General features: G+C 69.7%; 20 protein-coding genes. 15 read left to right on the forward strand and 5 right to left on the reverse strand.

Annotated features, from left to right (window positions below; translation table 11 throughout):
- Positions 1–3: 3 nt before the first annotated feature.
- The 6 genes from HMPREF9058_RS02165 to HMPREF9058_RS02185 all read left to right on the forward strand — a co-directional run bounded on the left by HMPREF9058_RS02165 (position 4) and on the right by HMPREF9058_RS02185 (position 5,798).
- Complete coding sequence (locus HMPREF9058_RS02165) at positions 4–2,517, forward strand: glycoside hydrolase family 3 N-terminal domain-containing protein (protein WP_009747403.1); 2,514 nt, start codon at positions 4–6, stop codon at positions 2,515–2,517.
- A 49-nt stretch (positions 2,518–2,566) separates the two neighbouring features.
- Complete coding sequence (locus tag HMPREF9058_RS12925) at positions 2,567–2,836, forward strand: type II toxin-antitoxin system prevent-host-death family antitoxin (protein ID WP_009406092.1); 270 nt, start codon at positions 2,567–2,569, stop codon at positions 2,834–2,836.
- Positions 2,826–3,143 carry a type II toxin-antitoxin system RelE/ParE family toxin gene (locus tag HMPREF9058_RS02170; protein WP_009405770.1) on the forward strand — a complete coding sequence of 106 codons (318 nt, stop codon included), beginning with the start codon at positions 2,826–2,828 and terminating at the stop codon, positions 3,141–3,143. Before HMPREF9058_RS12925 ends, HMPREF9058_RS02170 begins: the two co-directional genes overlap by 11 nt.
- Before the next feature lie 96 nt (positions 3,144–3,239).
- A complete protein-coding gene (locus HMPREF9058_RS02175) occupies positions 3,240–4,019 on the forward strand; it encodes a carboxymuconolactone decarboxylase family protein (protein WP_009747320.1) in 780 nt (259 codons plus the stop codon).
- An 88-nt stretch (positions 4,020–4,107) separates the two neighbouring features.
- Positions 4,108–4,890, forward strand: a complete 783-nt coding sequence (locus tag HMPREF9058_RS02180) for a S9 family peptidase (RefSeq protein WP_009405911.1) — start codon at positions 4,108–4,110, stop codon at positions 4,888–4,890.
- Between the two features lie 98 nt (positions 4,891–4,988).
- A complete protein-coding gene (locus HMPREF9058_RS02185; protein WP_009747414.1) occupies positions 4,989–5,798 on the forward strand; it encodes a class I SAM-dependent methyltransferase in 810 nt (269 codons plus the stop codon).
- A gap of 342 nt (positions 5,799–6,140) precedes the next feature.
- Here the strand turns inward: HMPREF9058_RS02185 and HMPREF9058_RS02190 are convergent, their stop codons facing one another.
- Together HMPREF9058_RS02190 and HMPREF9058_RS02195 are read right to left on the reverse strand one after the other, a co-directional pair.
- Positions 6,141–6,518, reverse strand: a complete 378-nt coding sequence (locus tag HMPREF9058_RS02190) for a type II toxin-antitoxin system death-on-curing family toxin (RefSeq protein WP_009406041.1) — start codon at positions 6,516–6,518, stop codon at positions 6,141–6,143.
- Between the two features lie 10 nt (positions 6,519–6,528).
- Positions 6,529–6,732 carry a hypothetical protein gene (locus HMPREF9058_RS02195; RefSeq protein ID WP_009394702.1) on the reverse strand — a complete coding sequence of 68 codons (204 nt, stop codon included), beginning with the start codon at positions 6,730–6,732 and terminating at the stop codon, positions 6,529–6,531.
- 448 nt (positions 6,733–7,180) lie between these two features.
- Between HMPREF9058_RS02195 and HMPREF9058_RS02200 the strand changes: the two genes are divergently transcribed.
- The 4 genes from HMPREF9058_RS02200 to HMPREF9058_RS02215 all read left to right on the forward strand — a co-directional run bounded on the left by HMPREF9058_RS02200 (position 7,181) and on the right by HMPREF9058_RS02215 (position 13,324).
- On the forward strand, positions 7,181–9,160 hold the full coding sequence (locus HMPREF9058_RS02200; protein WP_009406226.1) for an AAA family ATPase: 1,980 nt from the start codon (positions 7,181–7,183) through the stop codon (positions 9,158–9,160).
- Positions 9,157–10,272 (forward strand): restriction endonuclease, encoded by a 1,116-nt coding sequence (locus HMPREF9058_RS02205; RefSeq protein ID WP_009747548.1) that lies wholly within the window; start codon positions 9,157–9,159, stop codon positions 10,270–10,272. The genes HMPREF9058_RS02200 and HMPREF9058_RS02205 overlap by 4 nt, the downstream gene beginning before the upstream one ends.
- A gap of 815 nt (positions 10,273–11,087) precedes the next feature.
- A complete protein-coding gene (locus HMPREF9058_RS02210) occupies positions 11,088–12,620 on the forward strand; it encodes an alpha-amylase (protein ID WP_009406272.1) in 1,533 nt (510 codons plus the stop codon).
- Between the two features lie 110 nt (positions 12,621–12,730).
- Entirely contained in the window at positions 12,731–13,324 is a 594-nt protein-coding gene (locus tag HMPREF9058_RS02215; RefSeq protein ID WP_009405610.1) for a DJ-1 family glyoxalase III, read from the forward strand.
- A 78-nt stretch (positions 13,325–13,402) separates the two neighbouring features.
- On the opposite strand, the gene HMPREF9058_RS02220 is transcribed toward HMPREF9058_RS02215, so the two are convergent.
- The 3 genes from HMPREF9058_RS02220 to HMPREF9058_RS02230 form a co-directional block, all read right to left on the reverse strand.
- Positions 13,403–13,765 carry an SdpI family protein gene (locus HMPREF9058_RS02220; protein WP_009747249.1) on the reverse strand — a complete coding sequence of 121 codons (363 nt, stop codon included), beginning with the start codon at positions 13,763–13,765 and terminating at the stop codon, positions 13,403–13,405.
- Between the two features lie 179 nt (positions 13,766–13,944).
- Positions 13,945–14,439: a hypothetical protein gene (locus HMPREF9058_RS02225; RefSeq protein ID WP_009747381.1), complete on the reverse strand. Its 495-nt coding sequence runs from the start codon at positions 14,437–14,439 to the stop codon at positions 13,945–13,947.
- A 74-nt stretch (positions 14,440–14,513) separates the two neighbouring features.
- Positions 14,514–16,631, reverse strand: coding sequence for a PspC domain-containing protein (locus HMPREF9058_RS02230; RefSeq protein ID WP_009747245.1), 2,118 nt, complete (start codon positions 16,629–16,631; stop codon positions 14,514–14,516).
- 109 nt (positions 16,632–16,740) lie between these two features.
- On the opposite strand from HMPREF9058_RS02230, the gene HMPREF9058_RS02235 reads away from it, so the two are divergent.
- The 5 genes from HMPREF9058_RS02235 to HMPREF9058_RS02255 all read left to right on the forward strand — a co-directional run bounded on the left by HMPREF9058_RS02235 (position 16,741) and on the right by HMPREF9058_RS02255 (position 21,542).
- A complete protein-coding gene (locus tag HMPREF9058_RS02235) occupies positions 16,741–18,126 on the forward strand; it encodes an ATP-binding protein (protein WP_254654036.1) in 1,386 nt (461 codons plus the stop codon).
- An 84-nt stretch (positions 18,127–18,210) separates the two neighbouring features.
- Positions 18,211–18,924, forward strand: a complete 714-nt coding sequence (locus tag HMPREF9058_RS02240; RefSeq protein ID WP_009406424.1) for a response regulator transcription factor — start codon at positions 18,211–18,213, stop codon at positions 18,922–18,924.
- A gap of 142 nt (positions 18,925–19,066) precedes the next feature.
- Positions 19,067–19,837, forward strand: a complete 771-nt coding sequence (locus tag HMPREF9058_RS02245) for an L-threonylcarbamoyladenylate synthase (protein ID WP_043537582.1) — start codon at positions 19,067–19,069, stop codon at positions 19,835–19,837.
- The gene (locus HMPREF9058_RS02250; RefSeq protein ID WP_009747637.1) at positions 19,834–21,084 is read left to right on the forward strand and encodes an MraY family glycosyltransferase; all 1,251 of its coding nucleotides are present in this window, start codon (positions 19,834–19,836) and stop codon (positions 21,082–21,084) included. The genes HMPREF9058_RS02245 and HMPREF9058_RS02250 overlap by 4 nt, the downstream gene beginning before the upstream one ends.
- Positions 21,081–21,542, forward strand: a complete 462-nt coding sequence (locus tag HMPREF9058_RS02255) for a hypothetical protein (RefSeq protein WP_009405627.1) — start codon at positions 21,081–21,083, stop codon at positions 21,540–21,542. Before HMPREF9058_RS02250 ends, HMPREF9058_RS02255 begins: the two co-directional genes overlap by 4 nt.
- The last annotated feature ends 70 nt before the right edge of the window (positions 21,543–21,612 follow it).

The following is a 21,612-nucleotide window of genomic DNA, read 5'->3' on the forward strand; positions in this document are numbered from 1 at the left end:
GATATGGAAACCTACGAGATCGACCACCTCGCCGCCGTCCGCGCTCTCGCCCCCGAGTGCATGGTGCTGCTGCGCTCCAACGGTGCCTTCCCCCTGACTGAGCCGGGCGAGATCGCCCTGTTCGGCTCCGGTGCGCGACACACCATCAAGGGCGGAACCGGCAGCGGAGACGTCAACTCCCGCCACGTCACCACCATCGAGGAGGGCCTGGAGACGGCCGGCTTCACCATCGTCACCCGGCCCTGGATGGAGGCCTACGACCGTATCCGTCTCCAGGCCCACCAGGACTTCATCGCCGGTATCAGGGCCGAGGCCGCCGAGCGCGGCGTCCCCGCCATCATGGTCGGCATGGGCTCGGTCATGCCCGAGCCGGAGTACACGATCCCCCTCGATATCCAGGCCGGCACCGACCCGCACGCAGCCGTCTACATCCTGTCCCGAACCTCCGGGGAAGGCAGTGACCGCAGCCCCGAGGCCGGAGACCTCAGGCTCACCGACACCGAGATCCGCGACATTCTCGACCTCAACGGGCGCTTCAAGCGGTTCCTCCTCGTGCTCAACGTGGGCGGCGTCGTCGACCTCAGCCCTCTCGACGACGTTGCCAACATTCTCCTGCTCTCCCAGCTCGGCGCGACCGTCGGCGACGCCTTCGCCGACGTCCTCCTGGGAAGGGCCTACCCCTCCGGAAAACTTGCCACCACCTGGGCCGCCTGGGACGAGGGCGACCAGATCGGCGACTTCGGCGACCCGGACGACACCCACTACCGCGAGGGCATCTACGTCGGCTACCGCTTCTACGACTCGGTCGGCAAGGAGCCGCTCTTCCCCTTCGGATTCGGCCTGGGCTACACGACCTTCGACGTCCAGATCCGCCAGGTGAGCCTCGACGGCGCTCGCGTCAGCATCGACGTCGACGTCACCAACACCGGCGGATACCCGGGCAAGGAGACCATCCAGGTCTACGCCGGCGTGCCGGCCGGACGCCTCGACCAGCCCCTCCAGGCGCTGGCCGGCTTCACGAAGACCGACGAGATCACCCCCGGCGCCACGGCACGGATCACCGTCGACGTCGACCTGACCGACCTGGCCTCCTACGACGAGGCCGCCCGTGCCACGGTCCTGGAGGCCGGGCGCTACCTGCTGCGGGCGGGAACCTCCAGCCGGCAGCTGAGTCCCGTCGCCGTCGTCGAGCTCGCCCAGGACGCAACCGTGCGACACCTGACCGGTGACCTGGGGGAGCCCGGCTTCACCGACTGGAAGCCCGAGGCGCCGGCGGTCCTCGACATTCCGGCCGGCCTGCCGGTGCTCACCGTCGACCCAACCGACCTGCGTCTGCCGGACCACGCCGAGCCCGACGAGCAGTCTGCGCTGGAGGGCTTCAGCGAGGCCCACACCCTGGCCCGGGGGCTCTCTGACAACGAGCTCATGTATACCGTCCTGGGGGACTACCGCCGCGGCGAGGAGTCCGGCTCCATCGTCGGGGCCGCCGCCACCACCGTCGTCGGCGCGGCGGGCCAGACCATCTCCCGGATCCCCGGCCTGCCCAGCATCATCATGGCCGACGGGCCCGCCGGCCTGCGCCTGGCTCCCACCTACGGCGTCGACGCCGAGGGCCCCTTCTCCCTGGGCGACTCCAGCCTGCCCGCCACCTTCCTCGAGCTCATGGACGACGCCGGACGTGAGGCCCTCGGCATCGCCGACGAGCCAGAACCCCGCGAACCCGCCGAGATCCGTGAGCACTACGCCACCGCCATCCCCATCGGCACTGCGCTCGCCCAGTCCTGGAACCCTGCGCTGGCCGAGCAACTCGGCGACGTCGTCGGGGCCGAGATGGAGCGCTTCGGCATTCACCTCTGGCTCGCCCCCGCCTTCAACCTGCACCGCAGCGTCCTGTGCGGACGCAACTTCGAGTACCTCTCCGAGGACCCGCTGCTGGCCGGACGCATCGCCGCCGCCATCACCCACGGGGTCCAGACCCACCCGGGGCGGGGTGTCACCATCAAGCACCTGGCCTGCAACAACCAGGAGACCAATCGCCTCAACTCCAACAGTCGGGTCAGCCCCCGAGCCCTGCGCGACCTCTACCTGCGCGCCTTCGAGATCTGCGTGCGCCAGGCCCGCCCCGCCGCCGTCATGACTTCCTACAACCTCATCAACGGCGTCCACACCTCCGAGTCGGCCCAGCTGCTCGAGGTGATCCTGCGCCGGGAGTGGGGCTTCGACGGACTGGTCATGACCGACTGGGTCGTCGACGGCATGACCCGCAGCGACATGAAGCACCCGCGTGCCACCGCGGCCGCCACCATCAAGGCAGGCAACGAGCTCTTCATGCCCGGAGGCGAGACGGATCGGGAGGACCTCCTGGCGGCCCTGGAACGGGGGAGCGCAGGCCGCGGGCCGGGTGACCGGATCGCGCCGGAAGACGGAGGCGTGAGTCTGACGCGGGGCGAGCTCGAGAAGCAGGCCGCCCGGGTCATCCGCGCGGCCTGGAGGATAGCCACGATCTCGACATCCTGATGCTCGTGCTGTAGAATTAATCGAAGGATTCAGCAGCGGGGGGTGTGTGATGCCGACGATCAAGCCAGTATCAGATCTGAGGAGCTACACCGACGTTCTCAAGGATGTTGCAGAGGGCTCGCCTGTTTTCCTCACCAAGAATGGTCATGGGAGGTACGTCCTTCTCGATATGAAGGACTATGACCGCATTAAGGCGGGTCGTCGTCTCCTCCGAGAGGTCGAGGCGGGTCGGATTTCTGGTGAGGAGCAAGGGTGGGTTAGTGCTGCAGACGTGCGTGCGCACTTCGTCGCACGGCGGAATTCCGCCCATGAGTGCTGAGATCGTCTACTCCGCTGATGCTCTCATTGATCTTGATGAGGCCTGGGATTTCACGGTTGAGACCTCCGGCGACCCGGACTTAGCGTTTCAGCAGGTGGATGCCCTGCTTGAGGCGGTCGAAGGGACTCGTAGCTACCCGTTGGCCGGGAGTAGGTTGGATGTTGTTGTTGGCACGCCAACTGACAGTCGCTATGTTGTGGCTGGTCGTCTGTTGGCTGTTTACAGCATTGAAGAGCACTTCATTCGGGTGGATCGGATCTTCGATACTCGGCAGGACTGGGTTTCTGTGCTCGTCCGGCGTGGCTGAGATCCCGTGCTCTGGGGGGATTGCTGGGGCCTGTCGTTGGGGCATTGAACGTGACATGCTCAGCAGGAGCCACCGTACATCGTAAGGAGCCCCTCCATGGCGCTGACACCTCAAGCACGTGAGACCTTCACCAGGCTGTTCGGGGTGGAGCCCCAGCCCCACCCCACGGACCCCGAGCTGTTCGACATCCTCCAGAACGGGATCTTCGACGAGGCCTTCTCCACGGGCGTCCTCACCGATGTCGAGCGCGAGCTGCTCACCATCACCGCCCTGACCGCCATGCAGACCCTCCCGCAGCTGCAGGCCCACGTGGGGGCCGCCCTCAACATCGGAGCCAGCCCGCTCCAGCTGCGCGAGACCATCTACCAGTGCGCCCCCTACATCGGCTTCCCCAAGACCCTTAACGCCATCGATATCGCCAACGGGGTCTTCGAGGCCAACGGCATCTCCCTGCCCCTGGAGAACGCCGGCACCGTCGACGCCACCGACCCCAGTGCCCGCGAGCAGGCCGGCGCCGCCATCCAGGCCCCGCTGTACGGCAACGAGGTCACGGAGGTCTTCTCCGCCCTGCCCGAGCCCTTCGACGAGTTCGTGCCCCACCTGCTGACCTCCTCCGCCTTCGGCGACTTCGCCACCCGCGGCGGCCTCGACGTCGCCCAACGCGAGCTCATCAGCCTCGTGGCCATCGCCGCCATCGGCGCCACCACCCAGCTGCGCCCGCACGTGGCCGGGGCGATCCGGGCCGGTTCCTCCCGCCAGAAGGTGGCCGCCGCCCTGGTCCAGGTCATGCCCTACATCGGTGGCCCTTACGCCCTGTCCGGGCTCGTCCTCGTGGCCCGGTACGACGAGAGCGCCTCCGCAGAGGCCTACCGCTGAGAAGAAGGTCCGCGCCCGGCCCGGCGGTCCGTCTACGATGGCCGCCGGGCCGGTTCTCGTTGCCGGCCCTGCACAGCAAGGAGAACACGTGACGACGACGCAGCCCTACCTCTCACGGCAGGTCACCCTCACCGTCCAGGGGCAGAGGCTCGGGGGACTGGCCTACGTCCCGCGCACGGCGTCGTCGACCCCCTCGCCCCTGGTCATCTGCTGCCACGGCATGGAGGGCTCCCACACCCGCGTCGCCCCCATGGCCCGGCGCTTCGCCGCGGCCGGGGCCGTAGCCATCTGCTTTGACTTCCGCGGGGGCGGCGGCAGCGCCAGCCAGGGCGAGACCACCGCGATGTCGGCCCTCACCGAGCTGGCCGACCTCGAAGCCGTTCTCACTGCCGCCTGCGCCTGGCCGGAGGTCGACGCTTCCCGGGTCGCCCTGTTCGGGCTGAGCCTGGGCGGAGCGGTTGCAGCGCTCGCGGCCGCCCGCCACGCGCAGCGGATCACCGCCCTGGCCCTGTGGTATCCGGCCCTGCAGCTGGGGGAGAACCTGCGCGCCGCCTTCCGTACGCCGGCGGCCGTGCCCGAGGAGTTCGACTGGGCGGGCACCCGCCTGGGGCGCGCCTACGCCGTCGACGGCTGGAACCTGGAGGTCGGGGCCGAGCTGGCCACCTACCGTCGCCCCGTCCTCATCGTCCACGGGGACCAGGACCGTGCCGTGCCCATCGAGGTCTCCTGGGCTGCCGTGAGCGCCACCCCCGACGCAGAGCTCGTCACCATCCCCGGCGCCGCCCACGGCTTCGGTGACGCTAACTGGGAGGAGGCCATGCGCCGCACCATCGGCTTCCTGGCCTGGAACGGGGTCCTCGAGGAGGACTGAGAGGACTGAGCCGCGCGGCGGGCAGCGGGAACGGGCGGCGCAGTCCGTTTTTCTGACACCGGTGGTTCCCGAGCCACGGGCGTCGCAGAATTGACCGCGTGAGCGCACACGAGACAGCAGACCTGACCAGTGTCAGCAAGACGATGCTGCTGACCCTCCATGCCAGGGCGGAGCACACGCTCTCCGACCGGCCGCGCTTCACTGACCCCGCCGCGGTCGAGCTCGTCTCCCGGCTCGACTACGACTTCACCATGGCCAAGCAGGACCGGCTCATGGCCGACGGCGTCGTGCTGCGCACCCTCACACTCGACCCGCTCGTGGCCGGGTACCTGGACACCCACCCCGGCTGCACGGTGGTCAACGTCGCCTGCGGGCTCGACACCCGCTTCCAGCGCCTCGACGACGGGCGCATCACCTGGTACGACCTCGACCTACCCGACGTCATCGCGCTGCGACGTCGGCTGCTCGAGGGCGGCGAGCGTCACCGCACCATTGCCGCCTCCGCCCTCGACCCCTCCTGGCCCGACCAGCTGGAGGACGTGAGCCGCGACGTGCTCGTCGTCATCGAGGGACTGAGCATGTACCTCGAGCAGGAGGAGGTGCGCATGCTCCTGGATATCATCGCTGAGCGCCTGCCCGGTGCGACCGTCCTCATCGAGGTCATGCCCCGCCTGTTCCAGAAGTACGGTCGGGAGCGCTCAGTGGAGGACGCGGGTGCGCGCTACACCTACGGCTGCTCCAGTGCCGCCGAGTTCCGCCGGACGGTGGCCCCCGGCTACATGCTGCTCCACGACGTTCCCTTCACCCGCACCATCGCGCGCTACCACCCCCTGCTCGCGCCCCTGACGCGGCTGCCACTGGTGGGCAGACTCTCCGAGCGCATCGTGGTGCTGCGGGCGCCGGCCTGAGCGCTGGATGGACGCTGGTCCGGTGCTGGGCCGGGCGTTGGGTCAGGGTCTGGCTTGGTGTCGGTCTGGCACTGATCGGCGCTGGACCGGTGCTGGCCTGGCACTGGTCGGCACTGTACTGACACGAGGCCTGTGCGGCCGGTCTCGAGGGGGACATCCTGCGCGTGGGGGTGCATTCCCTCCCGGTCGGGGACAGCCTGCGCGTTGGGGGACAGGAATCCGGCCCCCGACGGCGTCGAATGCCCCCGGCCGCACGGAAACGCCCCCGGCCGCGTGGAATGTTCCCGGCTGTCGCCGTGCGTCTCCACGCTGAGAGGCCGACGCCTGCCCCATCGTGCTGCTCTACTCCGAGCCGCGGCCGTGCCATTGAGACAGGGCCTCAGTGATCTCCTTGAGTGAGAGCTTCCCAGCGGCGACGTCCATCACCAGTCGGTAGGCGTGGTCGTCGGGGGCCTCGACCCAGTGGCCGTTGATGTCCAGGAAGACCAGCGTGGCCAACCACCCTAGGCGCTTGTTGCCATCCACCAGCGGATGATTGCGGACCAGGGAATCGAGCAGCGCCGCCGCCTTCTCATCGATCGTGGCGTAAGCGTCGTGTCCCCAGAGCATGGTCGCAGGTCGGTGCAGCGCCGAGTCGAGCAGGCCGAGATCCCGGACCGGTCCCACAGCGAGGTCCTCAATGAGAGACAGTGCGTCCTCGAGCGTCAGGTACTCGACCATCTCTGCCCGATTATCGGCCGAGGCGTTCCAGGACTTCGGCGTACCGGTTGCGGATGCGGGCGGAGGCGTCCGCGACTCGCTGCTCATGCCCGCGGCGCGCGGCCACCTCGTGGATCGCCCGGATCGTCGCCTCCTGGCGGCTGACCCCGTCCTCCTCTGCAAGGAGCGCGAGCAGCCGCTCATCCTCTTTGCTCAAGCGCAATGTCATCGCCATGCCTCCACAGTAACAGGTGGTACCAGACTGGTATCAGACGGGGTGTTGGGTAAGGACCTGGCTGGTGCTGACCTGGCACTGTTCGGCACAGGCCCGGTGCTGGCTTGGCACTGGCCTGGCACTGCACAGCACTGGACCGACACGAGGCCTGGGCGGCCGGTCTCGAGGGGGACATCCTGCGCGTGGGGGTGCATTCCCTCACGGTCGGGGACAGCCTGCGCGTTGGGGGACAGGAATCCGGTCCCCGACGGCGTCGAATGCCCCCGGCCGCACGGAAACGTCCCCGTCTGGAGGGACACGCACCCGGCCGTGTGGAATGTCCCCGACGGCATCGGATGTCCAGGCCCGGAGGCGCGTGTACCCGGCTGGCAGCGATGGGGTGAGCCGGCACTACTATTCCCCCTGGACGTGCCCGCAGCGCTGCGGGCACGGGCGACGAGGAGGAATCATGAGTGAGCCGATGACGGCGTCGGATAAGGATGCTCAGACGGCCGAGGAGCAGGAGCGCGGCTACTGGCTCTACGTCCCGGGCGAGGGCGCCGGGAAGTGGGATGAGTTTCGAACGGCCGGGATCATGGCGCTCAACTGGGATCGGATCGGCGACCCCACCAGCTACCCGAATGAGGAAGCCGTCATCGAGGCGCTGGAGGCCGGCTACGGGGACTGGGGAGGCAGGCCGACAGGCGCGGCGGGAATGATCCGGGACTTCACCCGCACGATGCGTCCCGGCGACGTCGTTTACGCCCGGCGCGGTCCGACTGAGATCATCGGGCGCGGCGTCGTCCGCTCGGAGTTCCGTTACGACGACGCCCGGCCCGCCTACCGCTGCGTGCGCGACATCGAGTGGACGCATGTCGGTTCTTGGCCGCTCGACCGGCGTGTGGGCGCAGTGAGCCTGCAACGAGTCACGGAGAACACGAGCTACAACCCGGCCCAGCTCGAGTCGCTGTTCCGGGACCGGAACTCCTCAGGCGCGTCGACTGCCTCCGCCCGGGCGCAGGGCGTCGGGGACTCCAATCAAGCCAAGAAGCATGAGCCCCAGCACTGGCTTTACACCCCGGGCGAGGGAGCGGCGAGATGGGATGAGTTTCGAACGGCCGGGATCATGGCACTCAACTGGGACCGGGTTGGCGATCTTGCCTCCTTCCCCGACAAGGAGTCACTCCTGGACGCGCTCTACACCCATTACGGGGACTGGGGCGGCCGCCCACGTAAGGCCGCGGACTCGGTGTGGGACTACATCCATGCCATGAAACCAGGCGACATCGTCTATGTCCGCCGCAGCTTCAATGAGATCGTGGGGCGCGGAGTGGTTCGCTCCGACTATCGCTATGACGAGGACCGGTCATCCTTCCGGGCGGTGCGTGACGTCGAGTGGACGCATGTCGGCTCCTGGCCGCTCGAGCAGCGGATCGGCAGACTGATGCTGCAACGCCTCACAGAGAACACGAAGTACACACCGGATCAGCTCAACGCACTGATCGGAATCGAGGACTCGCACTCTTCCGCATCCGTGGACGAGCGGTGCGGGAACAACGATCTCGACGAGGCGGACGAGCACTACACCAGTGCCGACTTCCTGGACGAGGTCTTTCTCAGACCCGAGGACCTGGAGCAGATGCTCGGGCTGCTGCGACGCAAGAAGAACCTCATCCTCCAGGGCGCTCCGGGCACGGGAAAGACCTTCGCGGCCAAGCGCCTGGCCTACGCCCTCATGGGCCAGACGGATGACTCGCGGGTGGAGGTGGTGCAGTTCCACCAGTCGACCACCTATGAGGACGTCGTCGTCGGGCTGCGCCCCACGGCCGAGGGCGGGTTCGCGGCCGCCGAGGGCGTCTTCGCCAGGTTCTGCCGGCGTGCCGCCGCCGACCCGGGACGGGACTACGTGTTCATCATCGACGAGATCAACCGAGCCAACATCTCCAAGGCCTTCGGCGAGCTGCTCATGCTCATCGAGGCCGAGCACCGTGGGGAGGCACTGCGCCTGCCCGTGTCCGGGGAGCTGCTGTCCGTCCCCAAACGGCTCCACATCATCGGCATGATGAACACCGCCGACCGGGGATTGGCCCTCATCGACTACGCGCTACGGCGCCGCTTCGCCTTCTTCGAGATGCGGCCGGCCCTCGATCACCCCGGGTTCCTCAGGCACGTCGAGGCCGTGGGCAGCTCGAGGCTGGAGGCGCTGGTCGACGTCGTACGCCGCCTCAACCAGCGGATCGCCGAGGACGAGGCCCTCGGCCCCGGGTTCCAGATCGGCCACTCCTACCTGTGCCTGCCTGCGGCCGGCCCCGAGAACCCCGCGGGCACGGATGCGGACGTGACCTCGGTGGTGCGCTACGAGCTGGAGCCGCTGGTGCGCGAGTACTGGTTCGACAATCCCTCAGCGATGGACGAGAGCATCCACGAGCTGGAGAGCGTCCTGGGATGACGGCCGCCCTGCCCGGCCGGGCGCGAGACGGGGCTCCCGGCCGACCGCACCAGCGTGGTCCCAGCACCGTCCTGCTCAAGAACGTCTACTACATGCTCGCCTACGCCTTCAAGGCCCTGGAGACCGGCGAGCACCGGCGCCTGGCGGCCGAGGACTTCGAGCATGTCCACGACATGCTCGCCGCGATCCTGGCCGGTGGGCTGGACAACCAGCGCCGACGCGGTTTCGAGCGGGACTATCAGCCCTTCAACGAGGACCTGACGGTGGTGCGGGGACGCATCGACCCGGCCGCCACGATGCGTCTGAGGGCACGTCGCAGGAACCTGGTGCGCTGCGGATACGACGAGCGCACCGAGAACACCCTCATGAACCGGCTCCTCAAGACCGCCGCCCTGCGCCTGATCCTGCACGGCGACGTCGCCCCGGCCCGCCGGAAGCGTCTGAAGTCCACACTGCTCGTCATGGGCGACGTCGAGGTGATGAGCGTCGGGGACCTGCGCCAGCTGCACTGGGACAGCCTGTGCTTCCACCGCGGTAACCGCTCCTACCGGCTGCTCATGGGCGTGTGCCGACTCGTCCTGGACGAGCGGCTGCTCAGCGGCGCCGACGGCGCAGTCAGCCTCGCCGACTTCCTCGACCCCCAGGAGCTGAGCGCCCTGTACGAGCGCTTCGTCCTGGCCTACTTCCGCCGCCACCACCCCCACCTGCACGCCGGCGCTCCCTGGGTGAGCGGCGGCATCGAGGACGCCCCGGTCTTCCTCCCGGGACTGCACACCGACATCGTCCTCACCGGGCCGGAGCGGACCCTCATCATCGACACCAAGTGCTACGGGCGCATCCTCGGCTCCCGCTACGACAAGTCGATCCTGTCCCCGGCCAACCGCAACCAGATCTACAGCTACGTCATGCACGAGGCCAGTGACCCCCGGCAGTCCGGGCGTGAGGTCGCCGGCATGCTGCTCTACGCCCAGACCGCCGTCGACCCGCCGATCCGCGAGACCTGGACCGAGACCGGGCACCGCTTCCACGTGCGCACCCTCGACCTGGACCGGGATTTCACCGAGATCGCCGTACAGCTCGACGACGTCGCCGCCCTGCTCAGGCCAATCTGACCACTCGCGAGTCGCGAGCGGCGCCGTTCCGCACTGTCCACATCGCATTCTTCCTTCGGCCGGGGACATCCTGCGCGTGGGGGTGCATTTTCTCCCGGCCGGGGACATGTCGCGCGTAGGGGGACAGGAATCCGGTCCCCGACGGCGTCGAAGGCCCCCGGCCGGAAGGACACGCTCCCGGCCGCGTGGAATGCCCCCGGCCGTCACTACGTGTTGGAGACCAAGAGGCGCGTGGGACGAGCGTCGACGACGCCGGTGTCCCCAAGGGCGACTGTCTCGCCGCGGAATCCCCGTGTTGTGGAGTCCGAGAAGGGCTGTCGATGCTCGTTGGCATGATGGGTGATGCCTCCCTTGGCATCTTCTCCCGGAACACTCATGTCCTTGCCGGGGAGGAAGGAGTCGGGAGGAGGTGAGGGCCGTGTCCAAGCCGAGAGGGCGACGCGCAGAAGTCCGCAGGGGCAAGGTAACGGCCCGGAAGGTGAGCGAAGTACTCAACGCTGTCGCTCGCCTGATCCGGGCCGTCGGTGTCCTTGTGGATGCCCTCAGCACGTGGATCGGCTAGGCCGTTCCCTTGCGAGGGGAGTCACCCGGCTAGCACCCGGGTGGCTCCCCACCATTATGAGGCCGCCCATCCGCACTGTCCACATCGCATTCTTCCTTCGGCCGGGGACATCCTGCGCGTGGGGGTGCATTTTCTCCCGGCCGGGGACATGTCGCGCGTCGGGGGACAGGAATCCGGTCCCCGACGGCGTCGAAGGTCCCCGTCCGCACAGAAATGTCCCCGGCCGAGGGGGAGGACTGGCAGCATCGGAACCGTGACCGAGAACCACGCCCAGCCCAGCCCCGCCAACCCGGACGACGTCGTCAACCCCCTCCTGCTCCAGGCCTTCGCCTGGGACCTTCCCGCCGACTCCACCCACTGGCGCCTCCTGGCGGACAACGCCGCCCTCCTGGCCGACTGCGGGGTGAGCTCGGTGTGGCTGCCGCCCGCCTACAAGGGCCAGGCCGGAGTGGAGGACGTCGGCTACGGCGTCTACGACACCTACGACCTGGGCGAGTTCGACCAGAAGGGCACCGTCCCCACCAAGTACGGCACCAAGGAGGACTACCTCGCCGCCATCGAGGCCCTGCACGCGGCCGGCATCAGCGTCGTGGCGGACATCGTCCTCAACCACCGCATGGGCGGGGACGCCACCGAGGTCGTGCGCGCCACGTCCGTCGATCCCCACGACCGCACGTGCACCATTGGTGAGACCGAGGAGATCACCGCCTGGACCCGCTACACCTTCCCGGGGCGCGCCGGCGCCTACTCGGACTTCACCTGGGACTGGACCTGCTTCCACGGCACCGACTGGGATGAGGCCCGCCGCCAGCAGGGCGTCTGGCTCTTCGAGGGAAAGCAGTGGAACGAGAACGTCAATGACGAGCTCGGCAACTACGACTACCTCATGGGTTCCGATGTCCACGTCATCGACCCCGCCGTCAGCGCCGAGATGGATCGCTGGGGGCGCTGGTACGTGGAGACCACCGGCGTCGACGGTCTGCGCCTGGACGCCCTCAAGCACGTCGGTGCCGACTTCTTCGCCCGCTGGCTGCCCGAGCTGCGCCGCGCCACCGGCCGCGCCCTGCCGGCCGTGGGCGAGTACTGGTCCCGCGACGTCGCCGAGCTGGAGGGCTACCTGGAGGCCGTGCCGTTCATGAGCCTGTTCGACGTCCCCCTCCACTTCCACCTGCACGCCGCCTCCACCTCCAATGGCGACGTCGACCTGACCCGGCTCTTCGAGGGCACCCTCGTGGCCGCCGACCCCGCGCGCGCCGTCACCTTCGTGGAGAACCACGACACCCAACCGGGCCAGTCCCTGGCCTCCACCATCGAGCCCTGGTTCAAGCCCTCGGCCTACGCCCTCATCCTGCTACGCGAGGCCGGAACCCCCTGCGTCTTCTGGGGCGACCTGTTCGGCACGCCTGAGACCGGCGACCTTCCGGCCGTCACCGAGCTGCCGCTGCTCATGACCATGCGACGCGCCCTGGCCCACGGCCCCCAGCACGACGCCCTCGACGACCCCGACGTCGTCGGCTTCGCCCGAGAGGGCGACGATGCCCACCCCGGCTCCGGGCTCGCCGTTGTTCTGTCCGACCGCAGGGCCGCCACCAAGCGCCTCCACGTCGGGGCGCGGCACGCCGGCGAGCAGTGGATCTGTGTCCTGGGCGGGCACGAGCCGGTCACCATCGGTGACGACGGCAACGTCGAGCTGCCCGTGTCCGACGGCGGCCTGAGCGTCTACGCGCCGGAGGCTGCCCGGCCGATCCTGGACAGTGCCGAGCAGCACCTCCTGCGCCAGCGCTGAGGATCGCCCGAAGGGCTGGGGAGCTGCGGTGTCCTTCACGCCTGGCGTCACGGGCGCGTAGGGTGATGGTGCCAGCCGCACTGACCTGAGCCGACCTTCCTGGAGGAGACATGCCCGCTTTCCACGCGCCCACCGATCAGAGGACCGACAAGGCCGTCGCCGTCTTCATCGCCCCCGGGCTGGAGGAGGTCGAGGCACTGGCGACCGTGGACATCCTCTTCCGCGCCGGTATCCCCACGACGATGATCTCCGTGACTCCCGAGCGGGCTGTCGTCTCCTCCCACAACATCGTCGTCACCTGCGACCTCACCCTGGCCGAGGCGAACCTGGACGACTACGACATGCTCGTCCTGCCCGGCGGCATCCCCGGCACCCCCAACCTCAAGGCCGTCGAGCCCCTCATGGCCGCGGTCACCGAGCGGGTGCGCACCGGCCGGCCCGTGGCCGCGATCTGCGCCGCACCCTCGATCCTGGCTGAGCTGGGCCTGCTCGAGGGCCGCCAGGCGACGTCGAACCCCGGCTTCGTGGGCGTGCTCGCCGAACACGGCGCCCAGGTCAGCCAGGCCGCCGTCGTGACGGACGGCCCCGTCATCACCTCCCGCGGCATGGGCACTGCCATCGACTTCGGCCTGGAGATCGTGCGCCACTACCTGGGCGAGGAGGCCGTCGACGACGTCAAGGCCAAGATCGTCTACCAGGGCTGAGCCCTCGCCCCGGACTCCGACCAACCCCGACCGGCTCCCTCACCAAAGTCGCTGCGTGGGGGAGCCGACCTATGCGCTCTACGTCAGCTCCGCGGCGCACCGGCGGGCCTGCACGTGAACGAATGCGATTCCGGCAACCGTCTGAATCAGCATGATGGCCATGGGGACCAGGATCGAGATCCTCTCGGGCAGTACCGCCTGAATGGCGAAGAGGACAGCCGAGTCGAGGAGGACCACACCCACTCCGATGGTCGCCGCTGCGCACCGGGCCTGCATCGTGTACCAGTTCTCCTCCGAGCGCAGTGCGATCTCGTAGCGCACTCCCGCCCACGAGCTCGGTGGGAGTCTGCGCTTCGCCATCCGGCGTCCCAGCACCACGAGCAGGATGCCGGTCACGCTCAGAATCAGGCTCATGAGTACGGAGAATGCTGTCTCAACCATCGATGTCCCTCATTATCCGTCGCAGTGGTGGAGGTTCTCGGTTCCGGTGAGTTCTCTTTGAATAGTACGCCGCGAGGACGCACGGTGGGGTTCGCGGCCGCACCGTGGAGGTGCAGTCGGCGGGCCCTGAGGTGCGTCCTCGCGGCTCGATGGTGCGGATGCAGGGTGAATCGGGCGGATCAGGCTTTGCTGCTGCGGCGCTTCTTGGGGATGAGGGCGGCGACGACGAGCAGGCCCCCCAGACCCGCCAGGCAGGCGATGGCCGTCGTCGTGAAGTCGAAGCGCAGCCCCAGACCCGCCGCGATGAGCAGTCCACCCACGAGGAGCAGGAAGGCCCCCCACAGGAGAGTGGAGCCCTTGATGTCCTGGGGCGCCTGCGGGCGGTCCTGCTCAGTGACCGTCCCCGCGCTCCACACCGGGCTCGACGCCGAGGACGCAGGAGCCGAGCCCGTGGAGGCCGTCTCCGCGCCGGCGTCCTGAGAGGCGGGCAGTGGCATGGTGACCGGCTGAGTCTCCGGCTCACCTGCTGGCTCAGCCGCGGGCTGAGTCACCGGTGAGGTCAGGGGCTGGGTGTCTCCGGCGGCCGGGAAGGGCCTGGTGGCGTCCTCGCCGGTCGCCTCGGTGCTGGTGCTGCCGACGTCGTCGGGCGACATCGTGGAAGAGGTGCTGCTCATGAGGGTCTCCTTGGGTGGGCCCGGGACGTGCCCGGGGAAGAGTTCTGGTGGCTGAGTCCGGCTCGCGGGCGCGATCAGCCGGCTGTCGGGCTGGCCGTGGCGGACTGCTTGGTGGGAGCCGGGGACGGTGTCGGGGTTGCCGATCCGGAGGGGCTTGGGCTCGCACTGGGCTGCGTGGAGCCCTGCCCGGACAGGGCCCTTTGCACGCAGGAGTCGTAGGAGGCGCGCTCCTTGGAGGTCAGGTCGGACAGGTTGCTCCACCCGACGTCCTCGCTGCGGTCGTCCTCGTCCACGCTCTCGTGGGCCGTGCGGATGCAGGTCTCAGCGTCCTTGGCTGTGATGGCCTGGTGGTTCATGCCCGGAACCGGCAGGTCGTCGCCGTGGGCGTCGCCCTTCTCGTCGAACCACATGCTGACGATCCACACGGGCTCCTCGACGTTGCCGTACCAGGAGACGGTGTTGCTGCGCTCCTCGATGTTGATCGTCCCGGTGTCCACTGAGGCGTTGATGGTGATCCGCGGCCGCTGGTTGTCACTGTTGGGGGAGGCCAGAGTGCGTTTGATGTTCAGGCCGCCGCTGGAGCTGCTGTAAGCGGGGATGGTCTTGCCAGTCGCGTCATAGGTGCGTGGGCCCTCGTCGTCCTGATCCATCTGCCGACCGTCGACGGTCCAGGCCCGGGCGACCTGTGAGTCGATCGCCCCCATGTCGACGTCGGCCCTGACCTCCACCCGCTGGTCGGTGTCGGTCTTGATGCGCAGGGTGCCGACGTCGAGGTGGGCGGTGATGGTGGAGAGCTTGCCGGCCTCCTCGGCGGGCATGCCGCGCAGATCCAGGGTGAGGTCACCGATGTCCTTGCTGCGGGTGACGCTGCCACCGCTGGCCGACGCCGTCAGCTCCTGCCAGGTCACCGTGCTCGAGGTGGCGGTGGTTGCGTTCCTGAGGCTCTCGAAGGACATGCGGGACAGGCTCGTGGGGACGATCGAGGCGGTGGCCAGAGCGGGGATCGCGACGACGAACAGGACCGGCCAGCCCAGCACCGTCATCCAGCCTCCGTGCCGACGACGCAGGCCACTGACGACGATGCCCGCTCCCAGGAGGGCGACCAGGATGCCGATGAGGATGAACTGACCCTGGAGCAGACCCAGGTGGTGGGTCACCGTGGCGTACCAGACGCCCGCCGCGGTCAGGAGTCCCAGGCCCAGGACCGCCAGCGACAGCGAGGAACCGGGGCCGGGGCGGCGCGGGCGGGCCGGGCGGACCGGCACGGGCGGCTGCTGGTAGGACGGGTACTGCCGGTAGGAGCGGCTCTGCCAGCTCTGGCCGCCGGCCGGCTGGTTGAAGGCCGGGGCGCCGGAGCCGGGCGTTGAGGAGTCCCAGGCCGATGCGGAGCCCTCCGCCGGGGTGAAGCCCCCGGCCTGACCCGCCGGACCGGCAGGGCCGGCCTGGCTGCCGGGGCGGTTCCCCGGTGCCTGCGCGGTGCCGGCAGGGTAGGTCTGCCAGGGCTGGGGTCCCCGAGGGCCTCGAGCGGCCTTCCGGTTCGCGCTCCGGTTCTGGGCACTGCGGATGAGGAAGACGATGGCCAGGACGATCAGCCCCAACCAGAACAGGGGCCACAGGGCGGCGGCGATACCCGCGGTGCCCGCCTCATGGACGTACCAGTTGGGGATGAAACCGCTGCCGAATGTCGACATGCCGATGATCGTCATCCCGATGGCGCCCGCCAGGCCCGCGTTGAAACGGCCGGAGAGGGCCTCCTCCAGGTGGATGCGCCCATCGGACTCCTCGGGCAGGAGGGCCCAGGCCAGGCCGTAGAGGACCAGCCCGACACCGGCGAAGAGCGAGAGCACCACCCACACGCAACGCACCAGGGTGGGATCCAGGTCGAAGCGGTGGGCCACGCCCCCGGCCACGCCCGCGATCCAGCGCTCGTTGGTGCGCATGAGGCCCGAGCCGCGCAGGGAGTCGAAGAAGCGGTGAGTCGATCCGCCCTGAGGCCCGGGCTGGGGGCCGCCGTACTGCTGGAAGGAGGGCGCGGGACCCGGCTGCGGTCCGTACTGCGGTCCCTGCCGGGAATCGCGCTGGGCGCCGTCGGCACCCTGTGTGTTGGAAGAGGGGAAGGATGCGGAGGAGTCAGAGGAATCGGAACCGGTGGGGGAACCACCGTCAGACGGGGAAGTGGGCTTGTCGTTCATGTCAACAATTCTTCGCGTCCGTGGCCTGCGGCACGATCAGGGGAACCCCTGAATGATCCCGGATTGTCCCCCCAATCCCCCGGGGGACCCTCGGGTCGGCGACCCTGACGTGCCACGATGGTGCCATGACGACAGCTCAGCAGCGGGGTACGCAGCCCTCGCCGACCGCCGGCGGGCCCGCGTACTCCTGGACGCCCCCCCGCGCCAGCTGCGGCGACGCCCGCCTCTGCGCCGCCTGCCCCACCAGCTGGGGCCGGCGCCGGCCGACCTGTCCGTCGAGGCCGCCCGTATGCGCCGCCCCGCCCGCATCGCCGGCGTCTGCGCGGGACTGGGGCTCCACCTGGGCATCCCCGTGCGATACATCCGCGCGCTCATGGTCGTCCTCGCCCTCGGCGGCGGCGCGGGAGCCCTGCTCTACGCCCTGCTGTGGGCGACCCTCCCCGGGGAGAACGGGCCGGCAGGAGAGGTGCCCGCCTCGGTGGTCTCCCGTGCTCGCCTGGCGGCTCGCCTCAGGAGTGGGAGAGGTACCGCAGAGTCTCGGGCCGACGGCGGCGCCCCCCTGGGCCTGTCGCAGACGGTCCTCGACGGCGGCGCACTCCTCCTGGCTGCCCTGTTCCTGGCCTCCTGGCGCTTCGGGCTGCTGGACCGGATCGGTGCGGTGGGAGTCATCATCGTCGTCATCGCCGGAGCGGCCCTGGCCTGGTCGCAGATGGACAACCTGGTCGGCCCCGACCGCAACCTGAGCGCTGTCCTGCGGGTGGCGGGCGGGGTGTGCCTGGCCGTCGTCGGCATCCTGGTGTGGGTGGCCGCCGACAGCACCCCCTACAAGCTCATCTCCGGGCTCCTCACCGGAGGGGCGCTCGTGGTGGGCATCGGCGTGGTCCTGGCACCCCTGTGGCTGCGGACCAACCGGGCCCTGGCCGACACCCGTGCCGCCGAGATCCGTGAGTCCGAGCGCGCTGACATCGCCGCCCACCTGCACGACTCCGTCCTCCAGACCCTCACCCTCATCCGCAAGCGCGCCGACGAGCCCGAGACGGTGGCCCGCCTGGCCCGCTCCCAGGAGCGCGAGCTGCGCGCCTGGCTCTACACCGACCGCCCCGCACCGGGCACCTCCGTGGTCGACGCCTTCACCGACCTGGCCGGTGAGATCGAGGACCGTTACGGCGTGGCCGTCGACGCCGTGTGCGTCGGCGACCGGGCCCCCGACCGCGACACCGAGGTCATCGTCGCCGCCGCCCGCGAGGCCCTGTCCAACGCGGTGCGCCACGGCGCCCCGCCGGTCTCCCTCTACGTCGAGGCCGGAGAGGAGGGGCTGGAGGTGTTCGTGCGCGATCACGGCCCCGGCTTCGACCTCGACGCCATCGCCGAGGACCGCCACGGCGTGCGCCAGTCCATCATCGCCCGCATGGAGCGCCACGGCGGCAGCGCCCGGGTGCGCCGCATGTCCACCGGCACCGAGGTGGCGCTGACTCTCCCCGTGCGCGCCCACTGAGCCGTCTATCGTTGCTTTGTCTCCTTGGGCCGCACTCGGCCCCTCGCTCCTCGATCACCCCACGTCACCACCAGGAAGACCCTCATGGCTGACACGCCCCCCGGTACCACCACAGACCACCACCAGCCCGCCGATGCGAGCACGTCCCTGCGGGTCCTGGTCGTCGACGACCACGCCCTGGTCCGCTCCGGGGTGCGCTCCGAGCTGACCGCCCACGCCCCCGACCTGGACATCATCGCCGAGGCCGACGACGTCGAGGGCGCCATCGCCGCCGTCCACGCCCTGCGGCCCGACGTCGTTCTGCTCGACGTCCACCTGCCCGGCGGCAACGGCGGGGGAGGGGCCGAGGTTGTCGCCTCCTGCCACGACGTCCCCGAGACGCGCTTCCTGGCCCTGAGCGTCTCGGACGCCAGCGACGACGTCGTCGGCGTCATCCGGGCCGGCGCCCGCGGTTACGTCACCAAGGCGATCTCCACCGAGGACCTGGCCCAGGCCGTGCGACGCGTGGCCGCCGGAGACGCCGCCTTCTCCCCGCGCCTGGCCGGATTCGTCTTGGACGCTTTCGGTGCCGGAGCGGGCGAGGTGGCCGTGGCCGACACCGAGCTCGACCGCCTCTCGGCGCGCGAGCGGGAGGTCATGCGACTCATCGCCCGCGGCTACACCTACAAGGAGTGCGCCTCCGAGCTGTTCATCTCGGTCAAGACCGTCGAGACCCACGTCTCCGCGGTCCTGCGCAAGCTCCAGCTGTCCAACCGCAACGAGCTCACCCGCTGGGCCGTGGCCCGCCGCATCGTGTAGGGCCCGACGTCGTCCCGGGCTCATCCCGGAAGCGGACCGGGGGGGTACTCCGGTGAGGGGAGACCCGCTCAGGTGACGGTCCGGCATCGCGTCCGGGCCCACACCTCCGCACTGTCCCGCCACCGACCCGATCCGTGGCAGGATGCGGGACGTGAGCCACCCCCCGCAGCCCTCCGCGAGCACCGCTCATCCCCACCCCGACCCCCTCCAACCGGCCTGCGAGCACCTGCGCGCAGGCGGGCTCGTCATCCTGCCCACGGACACTGTCTACGGCATCGGGTGCAACGCCGCCGACGCCGGGGCCGTCGAGCGGCTGTTGGCCGCCAAGGGGCGCGGACGCCAGATGCCCCCGCCGGTCCTCGTGTCCGACCCCGCCGACCTGACCGGGATCGTCGCCCAGGTGCCGGAGGCCGCCCGGGCCCTCATGGAGGCCTTCTGGCCGGGGGCGCTCACCCTCATCCTGGAGGCCGATGCGGCCCTGACCTGGGACCTGGGGGAGACCGGCGGCACCCTCGCCGTGCGCATGCCCGCCCACGAGCTCGCCCTGAGCCTCCTGCGCCGCAGCGGCCCGCTGGCCGTCACCTCCGCCAACCCCACCGGCGCCCCGCCCGCCACCGACGCCGCCTCCGCCCGGGCCGCCTTCCCCGGACGGGTCCGGAGCGTCGATGAGCTCGCGCCGGATGGTGAAGCCGCCGGCGCCGTCCGGCGTGAGGACATTCTGCTGCTCGACGGCGGAGCCACACCGAGACCGGTTCCCTCCACCATCATCACCCTCGCCGGGGAGCACGCCCGCGCCCCCCGGATCCTGCGCCAGGGGGTCCTGGCGCTCGCGGACCTGGAACGAGTGGCCGGCGTCGCCCTGTCCGAAGGGACGGCAGGCGCGGGGCGCGGCAGGACGGAGGTGGGCGCGTGAAGGTCTACCTCCTGGTCATGGCCATTGCTGCGGCGACCACTTACGTGGCCGTGCCGATCATCCGGCACATCGCCCTGGTGGGTAACGCGCTGACCCCCGTGCGGGCCCGTGACGTCCACTCCACGCCCATCCCGCGCCTGGGCGGCGTGGCCATGTTCTTCGGCCTGTTCTCGGCGATCTCCGTGGCCTCCACGATCCCCTACCTCTCCGACGTCATCGACTCCAGCGCCTGGGCGGTGGTCCTGGGGGCGGGACTGGTGTGCCTGCTCGGCGTCGTCGACGACCTGTGGGAGCTGGACTGGATGACCAAGCTCGCCGGCCAGATCCTGGCCGCCGGCGTCATGGCCTGGCAGGGCGTCCAGCTCCTCACCTTCCCCGTGGCCGGGCTGACGATCGGCTCCTCGCGCCTGTCCCTCATCTCCACCGTCATCGTCGTGGTGGCCGCCATCAACGCCGTCAACTTCGTCGACGGGCTCGACGGGCTGGCGGCCGGCATCATCGGGATCGGCTCGACCGCCTTCTTCCTGTACACCTATGTCCTGACCCGCGCCACGAGCCCGGGCTCCTACAGCTCCCTGGCCGCCACCATCGTGGCCGCGCTCATCGGCGTGTGCGTGGGCTTCCTGCCCCACAACTTCAACCCCGCCACCATCTTCATGGGCGACTCCGGGGCGATGCAGCTGGGACTGGTCTCAGCCGCCTCCACCATCATCGTCACCGGGCAGATCGACCCCGGCAGCTTCGACGGCTCGCGCGCCCTGCCCGCCTTCATGCCGATCCTCCTGCCATTGGCGGTCCTCCTGCTGCCACTGACCGACATGATCATGGCGATCGTGCGCCGCACCCGGAAGGGGCTGAGCCCCACCCACCCCGACCGCATGCACATGCACCACCGGCTCCTGGCGGCCGGGCACTCCCACCGCCGCGCGGTGCTGGTCATGTACCTGTGGGCGGCGGTCGCCTCCTTCCCCGTGGCCGCCATGGCCTTCTTCCCCCTGCCCTGGGTGCTGGCGGGGCTCGCCCTCGCGGTGCTGTTCGCCTTCGTCGTCACCGTTGACCTCATGCCCGGGGTGCGCCACGGCCTGCGCTCGGCGCTGCGCCGTCGCCAGGACCGCCAGGAGCAGCGGATCATCATCTCCCGCAACGTCTCGGGAACCGGTGAGGTGACGCGCCCGGCCGAGGGGCAGGCGCCGCAGGGCATCGCCCTGTCGGCACCACCCGGACCCTCTGAAAGGACACGTCAGTGAGCGAGACGACCCCCACGAACGCCCGCGCACTGCATGAGGCCTCAGACCGGCTGCGTCGGATTCTCATGGTGGCCGCCGTGGTCATGGTGGCCGGTGAGGTCCTGTGGTGCCTCATCGGCGGAGCCCGCGGCGCCGTGACCCAGCCGTGGGGCACCCTGCTGGCGGCGGTGGGGACGACGACGCTGCTCCTGGCCGCGAGCTGGTGGTTCCTGGACCGCATGGTCCACTCCGATACGGGGAGCGTGGTGGCCTGGGTGGCTGCCGGGTATCTGGGGAAGATCGCGCTCCTGGCGGTGGGGCTCCTGGGAGGACGAGCCCTGGGATGCGACACGAGAGTGATTGGGGTCTCACTCATTGTGGCGATCCTGGTGGGCATGTTCGCCGAGGCGACCGTGCTGGCGCAGGCGCGAATCCTTGCGGTGGAGCCGAAGAAGGATGACTCGGCGGACCATCCCTGACCGGAGGGCGGGGGCGGACTCAAGACGTCGTGACTGGAGTGGGTCACGATAGGGCGTCTGGTTTGCTTCG

Source organism: Actinomyces sp. oral taxon 175 str. F0384 (genome assembly GCF_000223355.1).
Taxonomy (GTDB): domain Bacteria; phylum Actinomycetota; class Actinomycetes; order Actinomycetales; family Actinomycetaceae; genus Actinomyces; species Actinomyces oris.

Coding starts and splice junctions, on each gene's coding strand:
- HMPREF9058_RS02165 (WP_009747403.1), top strand. CDS start 4: ATGGAAACCTACGAGATCGACCACCTCGCCGCCGTCCGCGCTCTCGCC.
- HMPREF9058_RS12925 (WP_009406092.1), top strand. CDS start 2,567: ATGCCGACGATCAAGCCAGTATCAGATCTGAGGAGCTACACCGACGTT.
- HMPREF9058_RS02170 (WP_009405770.1), top strand. CDS start 2,826: ATGAGTGCTGAGATCGTCTACTCCGCTGATGCTCTCATTGATCTTGAT.
- HMPREF9058_RS02175 (WP_009747320.1), top strand. CDS start 3,240: ATGGCGCTGACACCTCAAGCACGTGAGACCTTCACCAGGCTGTTCGGG.
- HMPREF9058_RS02190 (WP_009406041.1), bottom strand. CDS start 6,518: ATGGTCGAGTACCTGACGCTCGAGGACGCACTGTCTCTCATTGAGGAC.
- HMPREF9058_RS02195 (WP_009394702.1), bottom strand. CDS start 6,732: ATGGCGATGACATTGCGCTTGAGCAAAGAGGATGAGCGGCTGCTCGCG.
- HMPREF9058_RS02200 (WP_009406226.1), top strand. CDS start 7,181: ATGAGTGAGCCGATGACGGCGTCGGATAAGGATGCTCAGACGGCCGAG.
- HMPREF9058_RS02205 (WP_009747548.1), top strand. CDS start 9,157: ATGACGGCCGCCCTGCCCGGCCGGGCGCGAGACGGGGCTCCCGGCCGA.
- HMPREF9058_RS02215 (WP_009405610.1), top strand. CDS start 12,731: ATGCCCGCTTTCCACGCGCCCACCGATCAGAGGACCGACAAGGCCGTC.
- HMPREF9058_RS02220 (WP_009747249.1), bottom strand. CDS start 13,765: ATGGTTGAGACAGCATTCTCCGTACTCATGAGCCTGATTCTGAGCGTG.
- HMPREF9058_RS02225 (WP_009747381.1), bottom strand. CDS start 14,439: ATGAGCAGCACCTCTTCCACGATGTCGCCCGACGACGTCGGCAGCACC.
- HMPREF9058_RS02230 (WP_009747245.1), bottom strand. CDS start 16,631: ATGAACGACAAGCCCACTTCCCCGTCTGACGGTGGTTCCCCCACCGGT.
- HMPREF9058_RS02240 (WP_009406424.1), top strand. CDS start 18,211: ATGGCTGACACGCCCCCCGGTACCACCACAGACCACCACCAGCCCGCC.
- HMPREF9058_RS02245 (WP_043537582.1), top strand. CDS start 19,067: ATGCGGGACGTGAGCCACCCCCCGCAGCCCTCCGCGAGCACCGCTCAT.